Origin of the sequence: Pseudomonas sp. B1-22, from assembly GCF_050474425.1 — a bacterium.
GTDB lineage: Bacteria > Pseudomonadota > Gammaproteobacteria > Pseudomonadales > Pseudomonadaceae > Pseudomonas.
The window spans coordinates 803,350-823,288 of sequence record NZ_JBCHVH010000001.1; the positions used below are offsets into that span (position 1 = coordinate 803,350).

Annotated in this window: 20 protein-coding genes and 1 pseudogene; 3 read left to right on the forward strand and 18 right to left on the reverse strand. The window is 64.7% G+C overall.

What is annotated here, in order from left to right:
- Nucleotides 1-28 precede the first annotated feature (28 nt).
- Nucleotides 29-841, forward strand: coding sequence for a class I SAM-dependent methyltransferase (locus ACQ5BL_RS03790; RefSeq protein WP_243804968.1), 813 nt, complete (start codon nt 29-31; stop codon nt 839-841).
- 66 nt (nt 842-907) lie between these two features.
- Here the strand turns inward: ACQ5BL_RS03790 and ACQ5BL_RS03795 are convergent, their stop codons facing one another.
- Both ACQ5BL_RS03795 and ACQ5BL_RS03800 read right to left on the reverse strand, forming a co-directional pair.
- Nucleotides 908-1,798 carry an SDR family NAD(P)-dependent oxidoreductase gene (locus tag ACQ5BL_RS03795; RefSeq protein WP_243804967.1) on the reverse strand — a complete coding sequence of 297 codons (891 nt, stop codon included), beginning with the start codon at nt 1,796-1,798 and terminating at the stop codon, nt 908-910.
- Nucleotides 1,795-3,374, reverse strand: a pseudogene (locus tag ACQ5BL_RS03800) (flavin-containing monooxygenase). Before ACQ5BL_RS03800 ends, ACQ5BL_RS03795 begins: the two are co-directional and overlap by 4 nt.
- 77 nt (nt 3,375-3,451) lie before the next feature.
- Here ACQ5BL_RS03800 and ACQ5BL_RS03805 point away from each other — a divergent pair.
- Nucleotides 3,452-4,147, forward strand: a complete 696-nt coding sequence (locus ACQ5BL_RS03805; protein WP_243804965.1) for a TetR family transcriptional regulator — start codon at nt 3,452-3,454, stop codon at nt 4,145-4,147.
- Between the two features lie 28 nt (nt 4,148-4,175).
- Nucleotides 4,176-4,571, forward strand: a complete 396-nt coding sequence (locus ACQ5BL_RS03810) for a GFA family protein (RefSeq protein WP_243804964.1) — start codon at nt 4,176-4,178, stop codon at nt 4,569-4,571.
- A 158-nt stretch (nt 4,572-4,729) separates the two neighbouring features.
- Here the strand turns inward: ACQ5BL_RS03810 and ACQ5BL_RS03815 are convergent, their stop codons facing one another.
- The 16 genes from ACQ5BL_RS03815 to ccoO (ACQ5BL_RS03890) all read right to left on the reverse strand — a co-directional run bounded on the left by ACQ5BL_RS03815 (nt 4,730) and on the right by ccoO (ACQ5BL_RS03890) (nt 19,935).
- Complete coding sequence (locus ACQ5BL_RS03815) at nt 4,730-5,560, reverse strand: metal-dependent hydrolase (protein ID WP_243804963.1); 831 nt, start codon at nt 5,558-5,560, stop codon at nt 4,730-4,732.
- Nucleotides 5,561-5,844: 284 nt separating this feature from the next.
- Complete coding sequence (locus ACQ5BL_RS03820) at nt 5,845-6,393, reverse strand: adenine phosphoribosyltransferase (RefSeq protein WP_243804962.1); 549 nt, start codon at nt 6,391-6,393, stop codon at nt 5,845-5,847.
- Nucleotides 6,394-6,509: 116 nt separating this feature from the next.
- Nucleotides 6,510-7,244, reverse strand: coding sequence for a transcriptional regulator Anr (anr, locus tag ACQ5BL_RS03825; RefSeq protein ID WP_024763934.1), 735 nt, complete (start codon nt 7,242-7,244; stop codon nt 6,510-6,512).
- A gap of 249 nt (nt 7,245-7,493) precedes the next feature.
- On the reverse strand, nt 7,494-8,876 hold the full coding sequence (hemN, locus tag ACQ5BL_RS03830; protein WP_243804961.1) for an oxygen-independent coproporphyrinogen III oxidase: 1,383 nt from the start codon (nt 8,874-8,876) through the stop codon (nt 7,494-7,496).
- Nucleotides 8,877-8,948: 72 nt separating this feature from the next.
- The gene (locus ACQ5BL_RS03835) at nt 8,949-9,674 is read right to left on the reverse strand and encodes a sulfite exporter TauE/SafE family protein (RefSeq protein WP_243804960.1); all 726 of its coding nucleotides are present in this window, start codon (nt 9,672-9,674) and stop codon (nt 8,949-8,951) included.
- Nucleotides 9,667-9,885: a cbb3-type cytochrome oxidase assembly protein CcoS gene (gene ccoS / locus ACQ5BL_RS03840; RefSeq protein ID WP_207886512.1), complete on the reverse strand. Its 219-nt coding sequence runs from the start codon at nt 9,883-9,885 to the stop codon at nt 9,667-9,669. The genes ACQ5BL_RS03835 and ccoS overlap by 8 nt, the downstream gene beginning before the upstream one ends.
- A gap of 1 nt (nt 9,886) precedes the next feature.
- On the reverse strand, nt 9,887-12,364 hold the full coding sequence (locus tag ACQ5BL_RS03845; RefSeq protein ID WP_243804959.1) for a heavy metal translocating P-type ATPase: 2,478 nt from the start codon (nt 12,362-12,364) through the stop codon (nt 9,887-9,889).
- On the reverse strand, nt 12,361-12,906 hold the full coding sequence (locus tag ACQ5BL_RS03850) for a FixH family protein (protein WP_207886514.1): 546 nt from the start codon (nt 12,904-12,906) through the stop codon (nt 12,361-12,363). Before ACQ5BL_RS03850 ends, ACQ5BL_RS03845 begins: the two co-directional genes overlap by 4 nt.
- Nucleotides 12,907-13,037: 131 nt before the next feature.
- Nucleotides 13,038-14,453: a cytochrome c oxidase accessory protein CcoG gene (ccoG, locus tag ACQ5BL_RS03855; protein WP_207886515.1), complete on the reverse strand. Its 1,416-nt coding sequence runs from the start codon at nt 14,451-14,453 to the stop codon at nt 13,038-13,040.
- A 213-nt stretch (nt 14,454-14,666) separates the two neighbouring features.
- Nucleotides 14,667-15,632, reverse strand: a complete 966-nt coding sequence (ccoP, locus tag ACQ5BL_RS03860; RefSeq protein WP_207886516.1) for a cytochrome-c oxidase, cbb3-type subunit III — start codon at nt 15,630-15,632, stop codon at nt 14,667-14,669.
- A complete protein-coding gene (locus ACQ5BL_RS03865) occupies nt 15,629-15,820 on the reverse strand; it encodes a cbb3-type cytochrome oxidase subunit 3 (protein WP_207886517.1) in 192 nt (63 codons plus the stop codon). The genes ccoP (ACQ5BL_RS03860) and ACQ5BL_RS03865 overlap by 4 nt, the downstream gene beginning before the upstream one ends.
- Before the next feature lie 5 nt (nt 15,821-15,825).
- Nucleotides 15,826-16,434, reverse strand: a complete 609-nt coding sequence (ccoO, locus tag ACQ5BL_RS03870; RefSeq protein WP_243804958.1) for a cytochrome-c oxidase, cbb3-type subunit II — start codon at nt 16,432-16,434, stop codon at nt 15,826-15,828.
- Nucleotides 16,434-17,876, reverse strand: a complete 1,443-nt coding sequence (ccoN, locus tag ACQ5BL_RS03875) for a cytochrome-c oxidase, cbb3-type subunit I (RefSeq protein ID WP_207886519.1) — start codon at nt 17,874-17,876, stop codon at nt 16,434-16,436. The genes ccoO (ACQ5BL_RS03870) and ccoN overlap by 1 nt, the downstream gene beginning before the upstream one ends.
- Nucleotides 17,877-18,209: 333 nt before the next feature.
- Nucleotides 18,210-19,133, reverse strand: coding sequence for a cytochrome-c oxidase, cbb3-type subunit III (ccoP, locus tag ACQ5BL_RS03880; RefSeq protein ID WP_243804957.1), 924 nt, complete (start codon nt 19,131-19,133; stop codon nt 18,210-18,212).
- Entirely contained in the window at nt 19,130-19,321 is a 192-nt protein-coding gene (locus ACQ5BL_RS03885) for a cbb3-type cytochrome oxidase subunit 3 (RefSeq protein WP_243805119.1), read from the reverse strand. The genes ccoP (ACQ5BL_RS03880) and ACQ5BL_RS03885 overlap by 4 nt, the downstream gene beginning before the upstream one ends.
- Before the next feature lie 5 nt (nt 19,322-19,326).
- Nucleotides 19,327-19,935: a cytochrome-c oxidase, cbb3-type subunit II gene (ccoO, locus tag ACQ5BL_RS03890; protein ID WP_207886521.1), complete on the reverse strand. Its 609-nt coding sequence runs from the start codon at nt 19,933-19,935 to the stop codon at nt 19,327-19,329.
- Nucleotides 19,936-19,939 lie beyond the last annotated feature (4 nt).

Consider the following 19,939-nt stretch of genomic DNA (forward strand, 5'->3'; position numbering starts at 1 on the left):
CGCGCCGGCACTGCCTGGAGATGCACAGATGAGCACCGCCGTAGACCTCAACGCCCTGAAACAACGCCAGATGGCCACCTGGGCCAGCGGCGACTACGCCGTGATCGGCACCACCCTGCAGATCGTCGGCGAGCGCCTGGCCGAAGCCTGCGACCTGCTCTGCGACGAGCGGGTGCTGGATGTCGCCGCCGGCAACGGCAATGCGACCCTGGCGGCGGCCCGGCGCGGTTGCCGGGTCATGTCCACCGACTATGTGCCGCGTCTGCTGGAACTGGGCGCCGAGCGTGCCCGCGCCGAGCACCTGGACGTGGCATTCCGCGAGGCCGATGCGGAAGCCTTGCCCTTCGAGGCGGGCAGCTTCGATGCCGTCGTCTCGACCTTCGGCGTGATGTTCACCCCGGACCAGCCGAAGGCAGCTGCCGAGCTGGCACGGGTCTGCCGCTCCGGCGGGCGCATCGGCCTGGCCAACTGGACCCCGGAAGGCTTCATCGGCCAGCTGTTCAAGGTACTTTCGGGCTACGTGCCGCCGGCCGCCGGTGTGCGTCCACCGTCGGCCTGGGGGCGGGAGGAGCATCTGCGCGAGCTGTTCGGCGATTCGATTGGCGAGCTGCGTGCCTCGCGGCAGATCTTCAACTTCCGCTATCGCTCGGCGGCGCATTTCATCGAGGTCTTCCGCGACTGGTATGGCCCGCTGCACAAGGCCTTCGCCAGCCTGCCGGAAACCGAGGCGAAAGGGTTGGAGCGCGACCTGACCCAGTTGCTGGAGGCGAGCAACCGTGCCGGTCCGTCGTCGCTGGTGGTGCCCAGCGAGTATCTGGAGGTGGTACTGGTGCGCCGCTGAAACAAAAAAACGGCGCCCACCCGGGGGTAGTGGGTGGACGCCGGCCCGAGAGGGAAAAAGGGACTCTTACTTGGCCTCGTACCCTTCAGCGCCGTGCTTGCGCTTGGGCTTGGGAGCGAAGCGCTTGGCCAGTTTCATGCTGCCGGTGACCACCTTCTGGTACCAGACTGGCAGCAGGCGCAGCATCAGGTCGATGGCGTGGGCGTCCGGGCCGATCAGGATGCGCCGCGAATCGCGCTCCACGCCGCGGATGATCACCTGCGCAGCCTTCTGCGGCGTGGTGCGCAGCAGCTGGTCGTTGAACTGGCTGCGGGCGGCTTCGGCGTTCTGCCCGGTGACCTTGACCATGCTGTCGTTCATCCGCGCGGTCTTGGCGATGTTGGTCTTGATCCCGCCGGGGTGCACGCAGCTGGCGGAGACGCCGCCGCGCTCCATGTCCAGTTCCTGGCGCAGCGACTCGGTGAAGCCGCGCACGGCGAACTTGGTGGCGTTGTAGGCGCTCATGCCCGGTTGGGAGAACAGGCCGAACACGCTGGAGACGTTGACGATGTGGCCGTCACCGGAGGCCTTCAGGTGTGGCAGGAAGGCCTTGGTGCCATAGACCACGCCCCAGAAGTTGATGTTGGTGATCCACTCGTACTCCTCGTAGTCGCTGGCTTCCACGGTGCCGGCATGGGCGACGCCGGCGTTGTTGAACACCAGGTTGACCTTGCCGTGTTCGCGGGCGGCCTTGTCGGCCCAGGCGTGCACCTGCTCGCGGTCGGCGACGTTCACCGTGTCGATGGACACGCGCACGCCGCTGGACGTGAGTAGTTGGCGGGTTTCTTCGAGGCCGGCGGCATTCACGTCCGCCAGGGCCAGATGGCAGCCACGGGAGGCCAGTTCCACGGCCAGGGCGCGACCGATGCCGGAGCCCGCGCCGGTGATGGCGGCGACTTTGTTCTCGAAGTTCTTCATGCCGGCACCTCCTCGGCGTGGCGTTGCGGTTGGACGACGGGGCTGCTCAGGGGCTTGGCTTTCAGATGGTAGGCGGATGGGTCGAACTGGCGGGTCAGCGCGCGGAAGCGCCAGGTGAAGCCGGGCCACAGGGTGCAGTTGCGTCCGCTCACCGGGTGCAGGTACCAACTCTTGCAGCCACCGGTGTTCCACACGCTGTGGTTCAGGCCGCGCTGCAGCTTCTCGTTCCAGCGCTCCTGCACCTCTTCCTTCACTTCGACGCTCTGCAGCTCGCGGCGATCCATCAGCTTGATGGCGCCCAGCACGTAGGCGATCTGCGATTCGATCATGTAGACCATGGAGTTGTGGCCCAGGCCGGTGTTCGGGCCCATGAGGAAGAACAGGTTGGGGAAGCCGCGGGTCATGGTGCCCTTGTAGGCTTCCGGGCCGTTCTTCCAGGTGTCGAGCAGGTCCACGCCGCCCTTGCCGAACACCACGCCGCGCGGGATCGGGTCGTTGGCGGTGAAGCCGGTGCCGAAGATGATCGCGTCCACGGGGCGCTCGCGGCCGTCGCTGGTGACGATGCTGCCGGCCTTGATCTCGCGGATGCCGTCGGTGATCACCGAGGAATTGGAAGCCGCCAGCGCCGGGTAGTAGTTGTGCGACATCAGCACGCGCTTGCAGCCGATGGTGTAGTCCGGGGTCAGCTTGCGGCGCAGGTCCGGGTCCTTGATCTGCTGGCGGATGAAGCGCTCGGCCAGCTTGCCCACCAGCTTCATCGCCCAGGGCGCGAAGGTGAAGCCCAGCACGCGGCCTTCGAGCATGCTGTAGAGCGCGCCGCGCCAGAGCTTCTGTACCGCCGGGAAGTGGCGGAAGCGTGCACGCTCCTTCTCGCTGATGGCGCGGTCCGGCTTGGGCAGGATCCACGGCGCGGTGCGCTGGTAGAGGTCGAGCTTGGCCACCAGCGGCTGGATTTCCGGGACGAACTGGATGGCCGAGGCGCCAGTGCCGATCACCGCCACGCGCTTGCCCTTGAGATCGTAGTCATGGTCCCACTGCTGGGAGTGGAAGGCCTTGCCCTGGAAGTTCTCCAGGCCCTTGAGCGCCGGGATCGAGGGGATCGACAGGGCGCCCATGCCGGAGACCACGGCTTTGGCGGTGTAGTGGTTGCCGGCGGCGTCGAACAGGTGCCAGAGCTGCTGACTGTCGTTCCACTCGAAGCGCGCCATCTCGGTGTTGAGCAGCGTCTTGTCTTCCAGGCGGTACTTCTTCCAGCAGTTTTCCAGGTAAGCGCGGATTTCCGGCTGGCGGGCGAACATGCGCGTCCAGTCCGGGTTCGGTTCGAAGGAGAAGGAGTAGACGTGGGATTGCACGTCGCAGGCGCAGCCCGGGTAATTGTTGACCCGCCAGGTGCCGCCGACGCCGGCGTCCTTTTCGAACAGCAGGAAGTCGTTCTCGCCTTCCTGTTTCAGGCGGATCGCCATGCCCAGCCCGGAAAACCCGGTGCCGATGATGGCGACCTTGCAATGTCTGGGGGCAGTCTTTGGTTGGGTACCCATTGCCAAGCTCCTGTTATGATTATTGCTGGCGTATACAACTGTCTACGTGGTGTGAATGTAGACATCTGTATACTTCGCGAACAACCAACCTTCGGTGGGGCCGGGCGCCAGACTCATGGAAATCGGACAGGAAGAACGCCCGGCGGAAGCCGCGGGCAAACGGGCGCTGATCGATGCGGCGCTGCGCCTGGCATCGAGCCGACGCAGCCTGAGCAGCCTGGGGCTGCGGGAGTTGGCGCGGGAAGCGGGGCTGAACCCGAACACCTTCTACCGGCACTTCGACGATGTGGACGACCTGGGCCTGGCGATCATCCGCGACATCTCCAGCCAGTTGCGTCAGCCGCTGCGTGACCTGCGCCGGGAAGCCGCCGAGCGCGCGCAGCCGGGGCAGGGCGCCGCCAGCGTGCCGTTCGGCCTGGACCTGGAGCGCGGCCTGCGGGTGACGCGGGAAACCGTGCGGCTGTTCTTCGACTTCGTCGAGAGTCACCCGGAAGCCTTCATCATCGGCGTGCGTGAACTGCACGGCCCGTCGCCGGTGCTGCGCGCGGCGCTGGCGCGGGTGATGGACGATTTCGGCGAGGACATGGCCGAGGACATCCGCCAGTTCCATCTGCTGCCGGATGTCGACGAGGGCGAGTTGAAGCAGTTGTCGCGGTCGATCAGCCGGCAGTTGTTCCAGCAATCGCTGGACTACCTGGAACGGCCGCCTGAGCAGCGCGCGGAGGTCTGTGCCCTGGCTGGACGACAGATCCTGTTGCTTTTTACCGGCGTCGCGGTGCTGCAGACCTTCGGGATGCTGGCTAGGCTCTGAGTCTCTTTTGCCGTATCAGGAGATCGCCATGCTGCCCTTGCCCCTGTTCGGCGGCTGCGCCTGCGGCGCAGTGCGCTACCGGGTGGATGCCGAGCCTACGGAAACCGGCTACTGCCATTGCCGCATCTGCCAGAAGTCCAATGCCGCGCCGGCGGTGCCCTGGGCGGTGATTCCGCTGTCGGGGTTCCAGTACCTTTCAGGGGAACTGGGAATGTGGCGCTCGAGCGAGGAGGGCGAGCGGCGCTTCTGTGTGAAGTGCGGTACGCCCATGGAGTTTCGCGTGCGCGACGGCGATACGGTGGGGCTCAATTACGTGACGCTGGATGAGCCGGGGCTGATCGAGCCACGTTGCCATGTGTGGTGTTCGTCGCAGCTGACCTGGTTCGACACGAAAGACGATCTGCCGCGTCGCGCTGAGGGCTAGCCGGCATTCGTAGGAGCAGACTCTGTCCGCGATAGGTTCGCATCGCGCCGGACGACATCGCGGACGGAGTCCGCTCCTACGCAGAGATAGCCTTGGGTGCATCGGGCTGAATGTAAAACGCCAGGCATTGCCTGGCGTATTCATTTGCACACTAGGGATCAGCCCGCGAAGTCCAGCTGGTCCTTCCAGCGGGTTTCCAGCGCCTTGGTGTCATGGTCGAGGGGATGGAAGCCAGGACGGAAGTAATCCAGCCACGGACGGATCAGGTTGACGAAGTAGCCGCGGCGCGGGTGCAGCAGCACGCCCAGGCCATGTTTCCAGCTGCGCCAGTTGAACAGCTGGCCGTCGCGGCGCAGCAGGTTGATCTGGAAGCCGGCGATGACACTGAGGAAGATCACGGTGGTCAGCAGCATCACCGCGGTGCGGGTGAAGTAGCCGCCGTAGACCTGCTGGTAGACGTCGTAGGCTACCGCCTTGTGCTCGTTCTCCTCGACTGCGTGCCACATCCACAGCTTGTACATCTTGTCCGACTTCATCTGGCTGCTCAGGTCTTCGCGCTTGAGCAACTGCTCGGCCATGGTCGCGGTGAAGTGTTCCAGGGCGCAGGTGATCGCCAGCTGGTGCTTCCTGGTGGTGACCTTGCTGATGCTCTCCAGCAGCACCTTGATGCGCAGCTCCAGGGTTTCCAGGTCGATCCCGTGTTCGTCGGCGTACTCGTTGTAGGCTGCGTGTTCCTTGGAGTGCATGGCCTCCTGGCCGATGAAGGCGCTGACGTCCTTCTGCAGCTGCGGGTCCTGGATGCGCTCGCGCACGGCGCGCACGCTGTCGACGAAGAACTTCTCGCCGTAGGGGAACAGCGAAGACAGGTTATTCATGAAGTGGGTCATGAAAGGTTGCCCGTCCCACCAGTACTTCGGCGTTTCGCTGAAACTGAAGTCCATGCGGCGGACCGGGAAATTGGCGCGGATCGGCGTGGTGCTGGCGTTCATGACTAACTCCTTGTTGTTGTGCGGGCTTGGGATGCTGGAGCGCGCGCTTGGCAGGTGCGGCGACTCGGGCAAGCCCTGTCGTTAGTTCGCTATGCCACCTCGTAATGTGTCATTAGCTGATGTCATGTTCGGAGTCTTGTCTGACAATCGCCAGGTCATATACGGCCATGGCTGGGTCGAATCAGGCCAAACGGGCCATGACCAGCCATTGGATGGGGCGTCTATTCGGGAGACGGAAACGAAAACGGGCGCCTGGGCGCCCGTTTGTTACCGACAGCGGTCTGTTACTGCTCGTCGAGGGCGAAGGCAGTCAGGCTGTAGGTGGGGATCTGCGCGTCGTTGAGCTTGGCCGAACCGCCCAGCTCCGGCAGATCGATGATCGCGGCGGCTTCGAACACGCTGGCGCCCATGCGGCGCACCAGTTGCGCTGCGGCCAGCAGGGTGCCGCCGGTGGCGATCAGGTCATCGAAGATCAGCACGCTGTCACCTTCGCACAGGCTGTCGGCATGGACTTCCAGCAGGGCTTCGCCGTATTCGGTCTCGTAGGCCTGGGCCAGCACGTTGGCCGGCAGCTTGCCGCGCTTGCGGAACAGCACCAGGGGTTTGTTCAGCTCGTAGGCGATGATCGAGCCGATCAGGAAGCCGCGCGCGTCCATGGCGCCGATGTGGGTGAACTCGGCCTCGACATAGCGCTGGATGAAACTGTCGGCGACGAAGCGCAGGGCTCGCGGCGACTGGAACAGCGGGGTGATGTCTCGGAACATGACGCCGGGCTTGGGAAAGTCGGGAACGGCACGGATCACGGACTTCAGGTCGAGTTGGTTGAGGATCATGCTGGATGTGCACCTGATGCGGGTTTTTGCAGAGGCCAAAGTATAACGGGCCCGCCAGTCGGCGAGCCCGTTTTCGATGACCGGAAAGTCAACTATTCAGTCAGCTTTCAAGCGGTTCAGCTTTCCAGTTGGCCCCCGGCCAGTGCGCACAGTTCGATGGAGTCGAGGATGTGCACTTCCTTGCCTTCGGCGGCGATCAGGCCGTTCTGCTGGAAGCGGGTGAACACGCGGGAAACGGTTTCCACCGCCAGGCCCAGGTAGTTGCCGATCTCGTTGCGCGACATGGCCAGGCGGAACTGCTGGGCCGAGAAGCCACGGGCGCGGAAACGCGCGGAGAGGTTCACCAGGAAGGTGGCGATGCGCTCGTCGGCGGTCTTCTTCGACAGCAGCATCATCATCTGCTGGTCGTCGCGGATTTCGCGGCTCATCACCCGCAGCAACTGACGGCGCAACTGCGGCAGTTGCTCGGACAACTCGTCCAGGCGTTCGAAGGGAATCTCGCAGACCGAGGTGGTTTCCAGTGCCTGGGCCGATACCGGGTAGCTCTCGGTGTCCATGCCGGACAGGCCGACCAGCTCGCTGGGCAGGTGGAAGCCGGTGATCTGCTCTTCACCGCCGTCGGTGATGCTGAAGGTCTTGAGTGCGCCGGAGCGAACCGCGAAGACCGAGCCGAAAGCGTCGCCCTGACGGAACAGGAATTCGCCTTTCTTCAGCGGTCGGCCGCGTTTGACGATTTCATCGAGGGCGTCCATGTCGCTGTGGTTGAGCGACAGGGGCAGGCAGAGAGGAGCCAGGCTGCAATCCTTGCAGTGCGCCTGGGGCAGGGCGCGCACTTTGATGGTTTCGGCCATGAGTGTTCCTTGAATGGGATGGCACACAAAAATCAAGGGTACCGCAGACGGCGGATCGGGCGCCAGTTGGCAGCCTGTCTGAATCGCAGGTTTCGGTAGGGAAAACGAGGGTTCTCGCGGGGCGCGGGAGGGTTCGAAATGCTTCGAAAAGGGCCGTCTCAGGGCTCTTCCCTCAGATCAGGGCCAAGGACATATCCTGTTGCAATGGGTGCGACAGTCGGCCTCTGCCGTCTGTCGCGTTGCCGCGGGTCAGATGACCCGCGAGAAGCGTTGCAGGTTCTGCATCGGCAGGTAGCGATCGAACAGCATGCAGAGGCTGCGCACCAGTAGCCGGCCCGAGGCGCTGACATCGATGCCACGCGAATTGAGGTTGATCAGGCCGTCGGCGGCGAAGCGTTCGAGCTCCGGCCAGATTTCGTTGAAGTAGCCACGAAAATCGATGTTGTAGAGCTCTTCGATCTCCTCGAAGTCCAGCTGGAAGTGGCAGATCAGTTGCTGGATCACGGCGCGGCGGATGATGTCGTCCTTGTTGCAGTGCAGGCCGCGACGGGTGGCGAGCTGGCTCTGGTCCAGCGAGCTCTGGTAGTCGGCGATGTCGCTGCTGTTCTGGCTGTAGAGGTCGCCGATCTGGCTGATCGCCGAGACGCCGAGCCCGACCAGGTCGCAATGGCCGTGGGTGGTGTAGCCCTGGAAGTTGCGTTGCAGGGTGCCGTCTTCCTGGGCCATGGAAAGCTCGTCGTCCGGCAGGGCGAAGTGGTCCATGCCGATGTAGCGGTAGCCGGCGGCTTCCAGCTGTTCGGTGGTGCGCTGGAGCATTTCCAGCTTCTGGCCGGGGGAGGGCAGGTCGTCGGCGTTGATCCGCCGTTGCGGCATGAAGCGTTCCGGCAGGTGCGCGTAGTTGAACACCGACAGCCGGTTGGGTTGCAGGGCGATGACCTGTTCGACGGTGCGGGCGAAGCTGTCGGGGTTCTGTTTGGGCAGGCCGTAGATCAGGTCGATGTTGATCGAACGGTATTGCAGGGTGCGCGCGGCATCGATGACGGCGCGGGTTTCGTCGAGGCTTTGCAGGCGATTCACGGCCTGCTGCACCTCCAGGTTGAAGTCCTGCACGCCGAGGCTGATGCGGTTGAAGCCCAGTTCGCGGAGCAGGCCCATGGTCGACCAGTCGGCCTCGCGCGGATCGATCTCGATGCCGTAGTCGCCGGAGTCGTCGTCGAGAAGGTTGAAGTGCGTGCGCAACTGGCTCATCAGTTCGCGCAACTGGCCGGAGCTGAGGAAGGTCGGGGTACCGCCGCCAAAGTGCAGTTGCTCGACCTGTTGCTGGCGACCCAGATGGCGGCTGACGATCTCGATTTCGCGGATCAGCCGGGCGAGGTACGGCGCGCTGCGGCCGCGATCCTTGGTGATGACCTTGTTGCAGGCGCAGTAGTAGCAGATGTTCGCGCAGAACGGGATGTGCACGTAGAGCGAGAGCGGGCGCTGGGCCTTCTGGCTATCGCGCAGCGCATGCAGCAGGTCGAAGGGTCCGGCGCCTTCGTGGAACTGCACGGCTGTGGGATAGGAGGTGTAGCGTGGGCCGGACAGATCGTAGCGGCGTATCAGATCTGCGTCCCAGCGAATATTGTCGAGCATGCCGAGGTCCCCGGTTGGCGAGCTTTTCCCGCGCAGTCTAGGGAGAGTCCGACAAGGGCCTGTTGACCTGTATCAAGCGGCTTTGTGGTGGGTATGGCTGGCGCTGGCGTGCATCTCGTGGCCCATGATCCACGCCTGGTGCGGACCGGGCAGGGTCCAGAGGCCGAAGAGGATGACCAGGATGCCGCCGGCCATGCGCACGCTGCGTTTTCGCAGCAGGGCGGTGATGCGCTCGGCGGCAAGCCCGGTGGCCAGCAGCACCGGCCAGGTGCCCAGGCCGAAGGCGAGCATCAGCAGCGCGCTGTCCACCGCCGAGCCCTGGCTGGTGGCCCATAGCAGGGTGCTGTAGACCAGGCCGCAGGGCAACCAGCCCCACAGGGCGCCCAGCAGCAGCGCACGGGGAACCGTGGCGACCGGCAGCAGGCGGCTGGCGAAGGGCTGGATGTGCTTCCACAGGCCGCGGCCCAGGGCTTCGATGCGGGTCAGGCCGCTCCACCAGCCGGCCAGGTACAGGCCCATGGCGATCAGCAACAGCCCGGCGACAATGCGCAGCGCCGAGGCGAATGGCGTACGGGCGATGGCCCAGCCGGCAAGGCCGAGCAGCAGGCCCGCGCAGGCGTAGCTGAGGATGCGTCCTAGGTTGTAGGCCAGCAGCAGGCGCAGGCGTCGGGCCCGCTGCTCCGGCGGAATCGCCAGGGTCAGCGCGCCCATCAGGCCGCCGCACATGCCCAGGCAGTGACCACCGCCGAGCAGGCCGAGGATCAGCGCCGACGCCAGCAGGGGCGCCAGCTCAGGCATCGCGCTTGTCCTTCTGGCCCTTGTGCTCGTCCTGGCCTTCGGCTTCGTCGATGCCGGCCTGGTGCTTGGGGTCCTCGTCGTCGAACAGGATGCTGTGGGCCGGGCTGTCCATGTCGTCGTACTGGCCGCTGTTCACCGCCCAGAAGAAGATGCAGATGCAGATGCCGACGATCAGCACGGCGATCGGGATCATGACGTAGAGTGCGGGCATTTCAACTCCGTGGCAGCGCCGGGCTCGTCTCCAGGACGGCCGGGCGCGCGGTGGTCGCCGAGGAGGCGTCGACGGCCCTGGGCAGCCGGGTCAGGCGCAGGGCGTTGAGCACCACGGTCAGCGAGCTGATCGACATGCCCACCGCGGCCCACACGGGCGTGATCCAGCCGAGGGCGGCGAAGGGCAACATGAGCCCATTGTACAACCCTGCCCAGATCAGGTTCTCGATGATCACCCGGCGGGTGCGCCGTGCCAGGCTGAAGGCTTGCACCAGACTGTCCAGGCGGTTGGACAGGAGTACGGCGTCGGCGCTGGTCTTCGCCAGGTCGGTGGCCGAGCCCATGGCGACGCTGATGTCGGCGGCCGCCAGCACCGGCACGTCGTTCACGCCGTCACCCAGCATCAGCACGCGACGGCCTTCCTGGTGCAGCTGGCGCAGGACTTCCAGCTTGTCGTCCGGGCGCAGGCCGCCCCGGCAGTCGTCGATGCCCAGCTCGGCAGCCACCTGGCCGACCATGGGCGAGCTGTCGCCGGAGAGCAACAGGGTCCGCCAGCCACGGCTGCGGCAGGCGTCGAGGAGGGCCGCGGCGTCCTCGCGGATGCGGTCGTCGAGCACCAGCCAGGCCAGCGCGCCGCGCTCATCCCCGAGCAGCAGCCATTGGCCGGGTTCCTGCGGGTGCGCAGGTGCCACGCCGTGGCTCAGGGCGCAGACGAAGGACGGCTCGCCAATGCGCAGGCGACGCTCGCCCACCAGGCCTTCCAGGCCCAGGCCCGGATGACTTTCGACGTTCTCGGCGGGTTGCGGTGCACGACCGAAGGCGCGGGCGATGGGGTGTTCCGAGCGGTTTTCCAGCGCCGCCGCCAGCGCCAGGCAGGTGTCGCTGTCCAGCTCGCCCAGCGGGCGTACCGCGCGCAGGGTCAGGCGGCCTTCGGTGAGGGTGCCGGTCTTGTCGAAGATCACCGTGTCGATATGGTTCAGGCCTTCCAGCACGTGGCCGCGAGTCACCAGCAGGCCGAGCCTGTGCAGGCTGCCGGTGGCGGCGGTGAGCGCGGTGGGCGTGGCCAGGGAGAGGGCACAGGGGCAGGTCGCCACCAGCATCGCCAGCACCACCCAGAAGGCGCGGGAGGCGTCGTGCTGCCACCAGAACAGGCCGACCACGGCGGCCAGCACCAGCAGCGCGACGAGGAACCACTGCGCGGCCTTGTCGGCGAGTTCGGCGAGGCGCGGCTTGTCCGACTGGGCGCGTTCCAGCAGACGGACGATGGCGGAGAGCCGGCTGTCGCTGCCGAGGGCGCCGACCCTTACGGTCAGTGGGCCTTCCACGTTCAGGGTGCCGCCGGTGACGTTGTCGCCGGTCTGGCGCGGTTGCGGCAGGTACTCGCCGGTGAGCAGGGATTCGTCGATGCTGGACTGGCCATCGAGGATCTGGCCGTCGGCGGGAATCACCGCGCCGGGCTGCACCAGTACGCGGTCGCCGACGTTCAGCTCGCTGAGCAGCACGCGGGTGCTCTGGCCGCTCGCGTCCAGGCGCAGGCAGGAAGCGGGCAGCAGGTTGACCAGTTGTGCGGTGGCCGCGGCGGTGCGCTCGCGAGCACGGCGCTCTAGGTAGCGGCCGGAGAGCAGGAACAGGGCGAACATGCCGACGGCGTCGAAATACAGGTCGCCGCTGCCGGTGATGGCGGTCCAGATGCCGGCCAGGTAGGCGCCGCCGATGGCCAGGGAGACCGAGACGTCCATGGTCAGGTGGCGGGTGCGCAGGTCGCGCAGGGCGCCGCGGAAGAACGGCTGGCAGGAGTAGAAGACGATCGGCGTGGTGAGGAACATCGCCACCCAGCGCAGGATTTCGTGGAGCTCGGGGCTGAGGTCGATGTTGAATTCCGGCCAGGTGGCCATGGTCGCCATCATCGCCTGGAACCACAGCAGGCCGGCGACACCCAGCTGGCGCAGGGAGCGGCGGTTTTCTTCGTGCAGTTGCTCGGCGGCGCGGTCGGGCTGGTAGGGGTGGGCGGCGTAGCCGATCTTGCGCAGTTCGGCGAGCAGCGCGCTCAGGGGCATCTTGCTGTCGGACCAGCGCACGTGCAGGCGGTGGTTGGACAGGTTGAGGCCGGCTTCGGCAATGGCCGGCAGGCCCTTGAGGTGCTTCTCGATCAGCCAGCCGCAGGCGGCACAACTGATACCTTCGAGGATCAGGGTGGTTTCCGCCAGCTCGCCGTCGTGGCGGACGAAGGGTTGCTGCACGTCGGGGCGGTCGAACAGTTTCAGCTCGTCGCTGAGCTGTTCGGGCAATACGTCGGGGTTGGGCGCCGCTTCGGTGCGGTGGCGGTAGTAGCCTTCCAGGCCGCCGGCGACGATGGCTTCGGCCACGGCCTGGCAGCCCGGGCAGCAGAATTCGCGGGTTTCACCAAGGACCTGCGCCGTGAAACGGCTGCCGGCGGGAACCGGCAGGGCGCAGTGGTAGCAGGGCAGCGGGGCGCTCATGGGCGCTGAGCTTCGTCTCCGCTGAGGGGCTCGTCGCCAAGGACGAACGAACCGCCGGGGGCGACTTTCTCTTCTTCGAACAGGCGCCAGGCCTGGCCGTTCTCCTGGCCGAGCAGCTCGATGAAGCGACGGCCGTTGACGGCGGCGTCGAGGCTGCCGGTGTAGCGGCCGGGCTGCGCCGGGCTGGGCAGCAGCTCGATGTGCTTGTCCTGGGCTTCCAGGGTGGGGGAGAGCAGGTTGAGGGTGAGCTTGTCCGGGTGGCTGTCGCCGGAGAGGCGCAGGTCGATCTCGCCGGTCAGTTCGTCGAAACTGATCTTCGCCTGCAGCTTGAGCTGCTGCGCCAGGTGCTCGCGGTCCAGGGAGCGGTTGATGCCCTTGCCGGCCTCGTAGTAGTTGTCGCTGACCAGGGAGTCCTGGTTGTTCACTGCGATGTTGACCATCATCAGGCTGAGGAACACCGAGATGCCCAGCATGCCGATGATGATCCATGGCCAGAGGTGCTTGTACCAGGGTTCCACGGGCGTTTTCATGGCCGATTGCATTCTCTTTTCTCTCACTGGAATGGCCCGCGCTGTCGCGGTCTGCCCGTTGCAGGGGCGGGCGGATTCTACGTGCTTCGTCCGGCACTGGCACCCCATGTGCAACATGGGGTGCCAATTGGTTCAGCTGCGGTTCAACGAACGCGCGGGCCGATGAAGCGGCTGGAGGATTCCTTGCTGATGGACGGGTTGTCCACCGACTGGATGGTGAAGCTGATCTCGTTGGTGGTGGAGGGCAGCTTCTCCGGATCGATGGAGAGCTCCACCGGCATGCTGACGATGTCGCCGGCGGCCACCGAGATTTCCTTCTTGCCTTCCAGGATCAGGCCGTCGAGGCCCTTGGCGCCAAGCACGTAGGTGTGGTCCTGCTGATCCTTGTTCATGATCTTCAGGCTGTACACGTTCTCGATCCGGCCTTCGGCGTTCTCGCGGTAGAGCACGCGGTCCTTGCTGACGTCGAAGCCTACCAGCGGACGGATGATCACGGCGGTGATCAGCAGGCCGATCATCAGGCACAGGGCGATGGCGTAGCCGATCAGGCGCGGGCGCACCAGGTGGGTCTTCTGCCCGGACAGGTTGTGCTCGGTGGTGTAGCTGATCAACCCGCGCGGGTAGTTCATCTTGTCCATGATGCTGTCGCAGGCGTCGATGCACGCGGCGCAGCCGATGCACTCGATCTGCAGGCCGTCGCGGATGTCGATGCCGGTGGGGCAGACCTGTACGCACATGGTGCAGTCGATGCAGTCACCCAGGCCCTGGGCCTTGTAGTCGATGCCCTTCTTGCGCGGGCCACGGCTTTCGCCGCGGCGCGGGTCGTAGGAGACGATCAGGGTGTCCTTGTCGAACATCACGCTCTGGAAGCGCGCGTAGGGGCACATGTAGATGCACACCTGCTCGCGCAGCCAGCCGGCGTTGCCGTAGGTGGCGAGGGTGAAGAAGCCGACCCAGAAGTAGGCCCAGCCATCGGCCTGGCCGGTGACCAGGTCGGGCAGCAGCTCGCGCATGGAGGCGAAGTAGCCGACGAAGGTCAGGCCGGTGACCAGGCCGATCAACAGCCACAGGCTGTGCTTGGCGACCTTGCGCAGGACTTTCTGGCCGCTCATGGGGGCCTTGTCCAGCTTCATGCGCTGGTTGCGGTCACCCTCGGTGACCTTTTCGCACCACATGAAGATCCAGGTCCACACGCTCTGCGGGCAGGTGTAGCCGCACCAGACGCGGCCGGCGAATACGGTGATGAAGAACAGGCCGAAGGCGGCAATGATCAGCAGGCCGGAGAGGAGGATGAAGTCCTGCGGCCAGAAGGTCGCGCCGAAGATGTAGAACTTGCGCTCGGGCAGGTCCCAGAGGACTGCCTGGCGGCCGTTCCAGGTCAACCAGACGGTGCCGAAGTAGAGGAGGAAGAGGAAGGCGCCTCCAGCCATTCGGAGATTTCGGAAGAATCCGGTGAAGGCTCGGGTGTAGATTTTTTCCCGAGAGGCATAAAGGTCGACAGTTTCACCCTTGCCCTTGGTGGGCGGAGTGACGTCCTGGACGGGAATCTGTTTGCTCATCAGTGCATTCCACGGCAGCGGGAGGGCGCCCTGTCGATACATGCCGAGCAGGGTCAGAAATAGGCTTGCACGCCTCACAATGATACGGCGTGGTGGGTGTTGCAACGGTGCGACAGTTGGTCGCGTAAGGGATTATGGACCCAGAAATAGAGCGGCGCCGGTGTAGGAACCGGCGCCGCTGGGGTGTCGCTTTTGGAGTAGGGGAGGGGAGGCTTATTCGGCGCTCTTCTCACCTTCGCCATGGGACAGGCTGTACACGTAGGCAGCGAGCAGGTGGACCTGGTCCTTGCCCAGACGTTCCAGCTGAGCCGGCATCTGGCCCTGACGGCCGTAACGGATGGTCTGCTGCAGCTGGGCGAAGCTCGAGCCGTAGATGAACGCGGCCGGGTGGGTCAGGTTAGGCGCGCCCATGGCGGCGGTGCCTTTGCCTTCCGGACCGTGGCAAGCCACGCAGTTGGTCTGGAAGATCTTCTGACCGTTGGCAACCTGCTCGTCAGTCACGCCTTCGGGGGCCTTGCGGCCGTCCAGCTTGGTGGTGACGAAGGCAGCTACGTCGTGAACGCCGGCATCGCCGAGGACTTCGCCCCAAGCCGGCATGGCCGCGTGGCGACCGCCTTCGATGGTGGCAACGATGTCCTTCGGCTCGCCGCCCCAGCGCCAGTCGGCGTCGGTCAGGTTCGGGAAGCCGTGGGCGCCCTTGGCGTCGGAGCCGTGGCAGACCGAGCAGTTGGAAGCGAACAGGCGGTTACCCATTTTCAGGGCCTGCTCGTCCTTGGCCACGTCCTCGATCGGCATGGCGCCGAACTTGGCGTACAGCGGGCCGTACTTCTCGTCGGCCTTGGCCATTTCCTTTTCCCACTGGTGCACACCGGTCCAGCCGGCCTGACCGTTGGCGAACTCGTTCTTGTCCTGGTAGCCCGGCAGCAGGCCTTTCCAGTTGCCCAGGCCTGGGTACAGGGCCAGGTAGGCGAGGGCGAAGACGAAGGTGGCCACGAACAGCATGAACCACCATTTCGGCAGCGGGTTGTCGTACTCCTCGATACCGTCGAAGGCATGGCCAACGGTCTCGTCGGTGGCTTCGCTGCGCTGGCCGCGGCGGGTAGCGAACAGCAGCCACGCCAGGGCGAAGATGGTGCCCAGGGTAAGTACGGTGACGTACAGACTCCAGAAGGTTGTCATTCTTTGTTGCTCCTAGAAGCTTGCTCTTGCTCGACGTGCTTTTTGGCGACCGGGTCGTCCGCGAAGGGCAGCAGGGCGTCTTCGTCGAAACGCTCCTTGCGCTTGCCGTTGTAGGCCCAGAGCAGTACGCCAATGAAGGCGACCATCACTACTACGGTGCCGACACCGCGAATCGTCCCGATATCCATCACCGTCACCGTTTGCTCTTGATGATGGTGCCGAGGCCTTGCAGGTAGGCGACGACAGCATCCATCTCGGTCTTGCCTTTGACGGCATCACGTGCACCGGCGATGTCGTCGTCGGTGTAGGGCACGCCCAGGGTGCGCAGGGCTTCCATCTTCTTCGCCGTGTCCTTGCCATCGAGCTTGTTCTCGACCAGCCACGGGTAGGACGGCATCTTCGACTCAGGCACTACGTTGCGCGGGTTGTACAGGTGAGCGCGGTGCCAGTCGTCGGAGTAGCGGCCGCCGACGCGGGCCAGGTCCGGACCGGTACGCTTGGAGCCCCACAGGAACGGGTGGTCCCAGACGCTTTCGCCGGCGACGGAGTAGTGGCCGTAGCGCTCGGTCTCGGCGCGGAACGGACGGACCATCTGCGAGTGGCAGCCGACGCAGCCTTCGCGGATGTAGATGTCACGGCCTTCCAGTTCCAGCGCGGTGCGCGGCTTCATGCCTTCGACCGGCTTGTTGGTCACGTCCTGGAAGAACAGCGGAACGATCTGGGTCAGGCCGCCGATGCTCACGGCGATGACCATGAAGAAGGCCAGAAGGCCGATGTTCTTCTCGACTACTTCGTGCTTCATCAGTGAGCTCCTACAGCGGGGATCTGGGCAGCGGCGTCGGCGTCAGCCTGCTTGAAACCGCGCACAGTACGGAAGGTGTTGTAGGCCATCAGCAGCATGCCGGAGGCGAAGAAGGCGCCGCCCAGCGCACGGACCATGAAGCCCGGGTGGCTGGCCTGCAGGGCTTCCACGAAGGAGTAGGTGAGGGTGCCGTCGGCGTTGACCGCGCGCCACATCAGGCCCTGGGTGATGCCGTTGACCCACATGGAGGCGATGTACAGCACGGTGCCGATGGTGGCCAGCCAGAAGTGGGCGTTGATCAGGCCCACGCTGTGCATTTGCTGACGACCGAAGACCTTCGGAATCAGGTGGTACAGGGAGCCGATGGAGATCATCGCTACCCAGCCCAGAGCGCCGGCGTGTACGTGGCCGATGGTCCAGTCGGTGTAGTGCGACAGGGAGTTGACGGTCTTGATGGCCATCATCGGGCCTTCGAAGGTGGACATGCCGTAGAAGGCCAGGGAAACCACCAGGAAGCGCAGGATCGGGTCGGTGCGCAGCTTATGCCAGGCGCCGGAGAGGGTCATCATGCCGTTGATCATGCCACCCCAGCTCGGAGCCAGCAGGATCAGGGACATCGCCATGCCCAGGGACTGCGCCCAGTCCGGCAGCGCGGTGTAGTGCAGGTGGTGCGGACCGGCCCAGATGTACAGGGTGATCAGTGCCCAGAAGTGCACGATGGACAGGCGATAGGAGTAGATCGGACGCTCGGCCTGCTTCGGAACGAAGTAGTACATCATGCCGAGGAAGCCGGTGGTCAGGAAGAAGCCCACGGCGTTGTGGCCGTACCACCACTGGATCATCGCGTCGGTCGCACCGGCGTAGATCGAGTACGACTTGAAGGCGGTTACCGGGATTTCCATGCTGTTGACGATGTGCAGCATGGCGGTGACCACGATGAACGCACCGTAGAACCAGTTGCCCACGTAGATGTGCTTGGTCTTGCGCTTGACGATGGTGCCGAAGAACACCGCAGCGTAAGTGATCCAGACGATGGCCAGCAGGATGTCGATCGGCCACTCCAGCTCGGCGTACTCCTTGGAGGAGGTGTAGCCCAGCGGCAGGGTGATGCCGGCCAGCACGATCACGGCTTGCCAACCCCAGAAGGTGAAGGCCGCGAGGCTGTCAGAAATCAGACGAGTCTGACAGGTGCGCTGTACAACGTAGTAGGAGGTGGCGAACAGAGCACAGCCGCCGAAGGCGAAGATCACCAGGTTGGTGTGCAGCGGACGCAGGCGCCCGAAACTGGTCCAGGGGAGGTCCAGGTTCAGTTGGGGCCAAACCAACTGTGAGGCGATGTAAACACCGAGCCCCATTCCAAGTATCCCCCAGACCACCGTCATGATGGCGAACTGGCGGATGACCTTATAGTTATAAGCAGTCGGACTGATTGCTGTGCTCATTCTAAGGTTCCACGGTTTTTGAGTATTTATGGACAAAAAAACGGCGGCAAGTATGGAGAAAGCAGATAGGCAATGCAACGCGCCAGGCCTAGGCCCAAGGCCGGTTCGATGCTTGCTTCAGAGCGCTTTCGGCCGCTGTCCGCCAGTTATTCCGAGCCGCTCGGGTCAAACCTGAGTCAGGTCAGGTTAGTCATATTGCAGGTTTGCGAATGGAAACCAGCTTAGACGCGAACTTTGAGGGTGTGAAGAAAGGGGACGGGGAGGGTGCGACACTTCGTCGCGAGAGGCGGGAGGAACTCGCGCCCGGTAACGGGCGCGAGTGGTGGAGCGGATTTACTTGGCCTGGCCGGAGATGTTGTAGATGTAGGCGGCGAGGATGTGCACCTTGTCCTTGCCCAGGTATTGCTCCTGCGCCGGCATCTGGCCCTGGCGGCCGTGGCGGATGGTCTGCTGCAGTTGTGCGTAGCTGGAACCGTAGATGAACGCGCCCGGGTGGGTCAGGTTCGGCGCGCCCATCAGCGCGTTGCCCTTGCCTTCCGGCCCGTGGCAGGCGACGCAGTTGGTGGCGAAGACCTTGCCGCCGTTGTCGACCTGTTCTTCGGTCACGCCTTCGGGCAGCTTGCGGCCGTCCAGTTTGGCGGTGACGAAGGCGGCCACGTCCTGCACGCCCTTGTCGCCCAGCACATCGCCCCAGGCCGGCATGGCCGCATGACGGCCGCCAAGGATGGTGGTCTCGATGCTCTTGGCGTCGCCGCCCCAGCGCCAGTCGGCGTCGGTCAGGTTCGGGAAGCCGACCGCGCCCTTGGCATCGGAGCCATGGCAGATGGAGCAGTAGGTGGCGAAGAGACGCTCTCCCATTTTCAGGGCTTGCGGGTCCTTGGCCACTTCTTCCACGGGCATCGCCGCGTATTTGGCGAAGATCGGGCCATATTTTTCCTTGGCCAGGGTTTCTTCGCGTTCCCATTGCTTGTCTTGGGTCCAGCCGCCGTCGTAGCCCGGCAGGATGCCTTTCCAGTTGCCCAGGCCCGGGTAGAGCACCAGGTAGCCGGCGGCGAACACGATGGTGCCGACGAACAGCATGAACCACCACTTCGGCAGCGGGTTGTCGTATTCCTCGATACCGTCGAAGGCGTGGCCCATGGTCTGGTCGGTGGTGTTCGTGGACTGGCCGCTGCGAGTGGCGAAGACCAGCCACAGCAGGGCGATCAGCGAGCCGACTGTTAGTACTGTGACGTACAGACTCCAGAAGGTAGTCATGCGTTGTTGCTCCTAGAAGCTTGCTCTTGCTCAGCGTGCCGCTTGGCCACCGGGTCATCCGCGAAGGGCAGCAGGGCGTCCTCGTCGAAACGCTGCTTGCGCTTGCCGCTGTAGGCCCAGAGCAGTACGCCGATGAAGGCGGCCATCACGATGACGGTGCCCAGGCCGCGAATGGTCCCGATATCCAATGCTGTCACCGCTTGTTCTTGATGGAGGTGCCGAGGACCTGCAGGTACGCGACGACAGCGTCCATTTCGGTCTTCCCTTTGACGGCGTCGCTGGCGCCGGCGATGTCGTCGTCCGTGTAGGGCACGCCCATGACGCGCATCACTTCCAGCTTCTTCGCCGTGTCCTTGCCATCGAGCTTGTTCTCGACCAGCCAGGGGTAGGCGGGCATCTTCGACTCCGGCACCACGTTGCGCGGGTTGTACAGGTGCGCGCGGTGCCAATCGTCGGAGTAGCGGCCGCCAACGCGGGCCAGGTCCGGACCGGTACGCTTGGAGCCCCACAGGAACGGGTGGTCCCAGACGCTCTCACCGGCGACGGAGTAGTGGCCGTAGCGCTCGGTCTCGGCGCGGAACGGACGGATCATCTGCGAGTGGCAGCCGACGCAGCCTTCGCGGATATAGATGTCACGGCCTTCCAGTTGCAGGGCGGTGTAGGGCTTCATGCCTTCCACCGGGGTGTTGGTCACGTCCTGGAAGAACAGCGGAACGATCTGGGTCAGGCCGCCGATGCTCACGGCCACCGCCATGCACAGTGCCAGCAGGCCGACGTTTTTCTCGAGTACTTCGTGTTTCATGTCG

Bases quoted from the DNA above. Each gene is read 5' to 3' on its own strand.
- ACQ5BL_RS03790 (WP_243804968.1), top strand. From the start codon at position 29: ATGAGCACCGCCGTAGACCTCAACGCCCTGAAACAACGCCAGATGGCC.
- ACQ5BL_RS03795 (WP_243804967.1), bottom strand. From the start codon at position 1,798: ATGAAGAACTTCGAGAACAAAGTCGCCGCCATCACCGGCGCGGGCTCC.
- ACQ5BL_RS03805 (WP_243804965.1), top strand. From the start codon at position 3,452: ATGGAAATCGGACAGGAAGAACGCCCGGCGGAAGCCGCGGGCAAACGG.
- ACQ5BL_RS03810 (WP_243804964.1), top strand. From the start codon at position 4,176: ATGCTGCCCTTGCCCCTGTTCGGCGGCTGCGCCTGCGGCGCAGTGCGC.
- ACQ5BL_RS03815 (WP_243804963.1), bottom strand. From the start codon at position 5,560: ATGAACGCCAGCACCACGCCGATCCGCGCCAATTTCCCGGTCCGCCGC.
- ACQ5BL_RS03820 (WP_243804962.1), bottom strand. From the start codon at position 6,393: ATGATCCTCAACCAACTCGACCTGAAGTCCGTGATCCGTGCCGTTCCC.
- anr (WP_024763934.1), bottom strand. From the start codon at position 7,244: ATGGCCGAAACCATCAAAGTGCGCGCCCTGCCCCAGGCGCACTGCAAG.
- hemN (WP_243804961.1), bottom strand. From the start codon at position 8,876: ATGCTCGACAATATTCGCTGGGACGCAGATCTGATACGCCGCTACGAT.
- ACQ5BL_RS03835 (WP_243804960.1), bottom strand. From the start codon at position 9,674: ATGCCTGAGCTGGCGCCCCTGCTGGCGTCGGCGCTGATCCTCGGCCTG.
- ccoS (WP_207886512.1), bottom strand. From the start codon at position 9,885: ATGCCCGCACTCTACGTCATGATCCCGATCGCCGTGCTGATCGTCGGC.
- ACQ5BL_RS03845 (WP_243804959.1), bottom strand. From the start codon at position 12,364: ATGAGCGCCCCGCTGCCCTGCTACCACTGCGCCCTGCCGGTTCCCGCC.
- ACQ5BL_RS03850 (WP_207886514.1), bottom strand. From the start codon at position 12,906: ATGCAATCGGCCATGAAAACGCCCGTGGAACCCTGGTACAAGCACCTC.
- ccoG (WP_207886515.1), bottom strand. From the start codon at position 14,453: ATGAGCAAACAGATTCCCGTCCAGGACGTCACTCCGCCCACCAAGGGC.
- ccoP (WP_207886516.1), bottom strand. From the start codon at position 15,632: ATGACAACCTTCTGGAGTCTGTACGTCACCGTACTTACCCTGGGCACC.
- ACQ5BL_RS03865 (WP_207886517.1), bottom strand. From the start codon at position 15,820: ATGGATATCGGGACGATTCGCGGTGTCGGCACCGTAGTAGTGATGGTC.
- ccoO (WP_243804958.1), bottom strand. From the start codon at position 16,434: ATGAAGCACGAAGTAGTCGAGAAGAACATCGGCCTTCTGGCCTTCTTC.
- ccoN (WP_207886519.1), bottom strand. From the start codon at position 17,876: ATGAGCACAGCAATCAGTCCGACTGCTTATAACTATAAGGTCATCCGC.
- ccoP (WP_243804957.1), bottom strand. From the start codon at position 19,133: ATGACTACCTTCTGGAGTCTGTACGTCACAGTACTAACAGTCGGCTCG.
- ccoO (WP_207886521.1), bottom strand. From the start codon at position 19,935: ATGAAACACGAAGTACTCGAGAAAAACGTCGGCCTGCTGGCACTGTGC.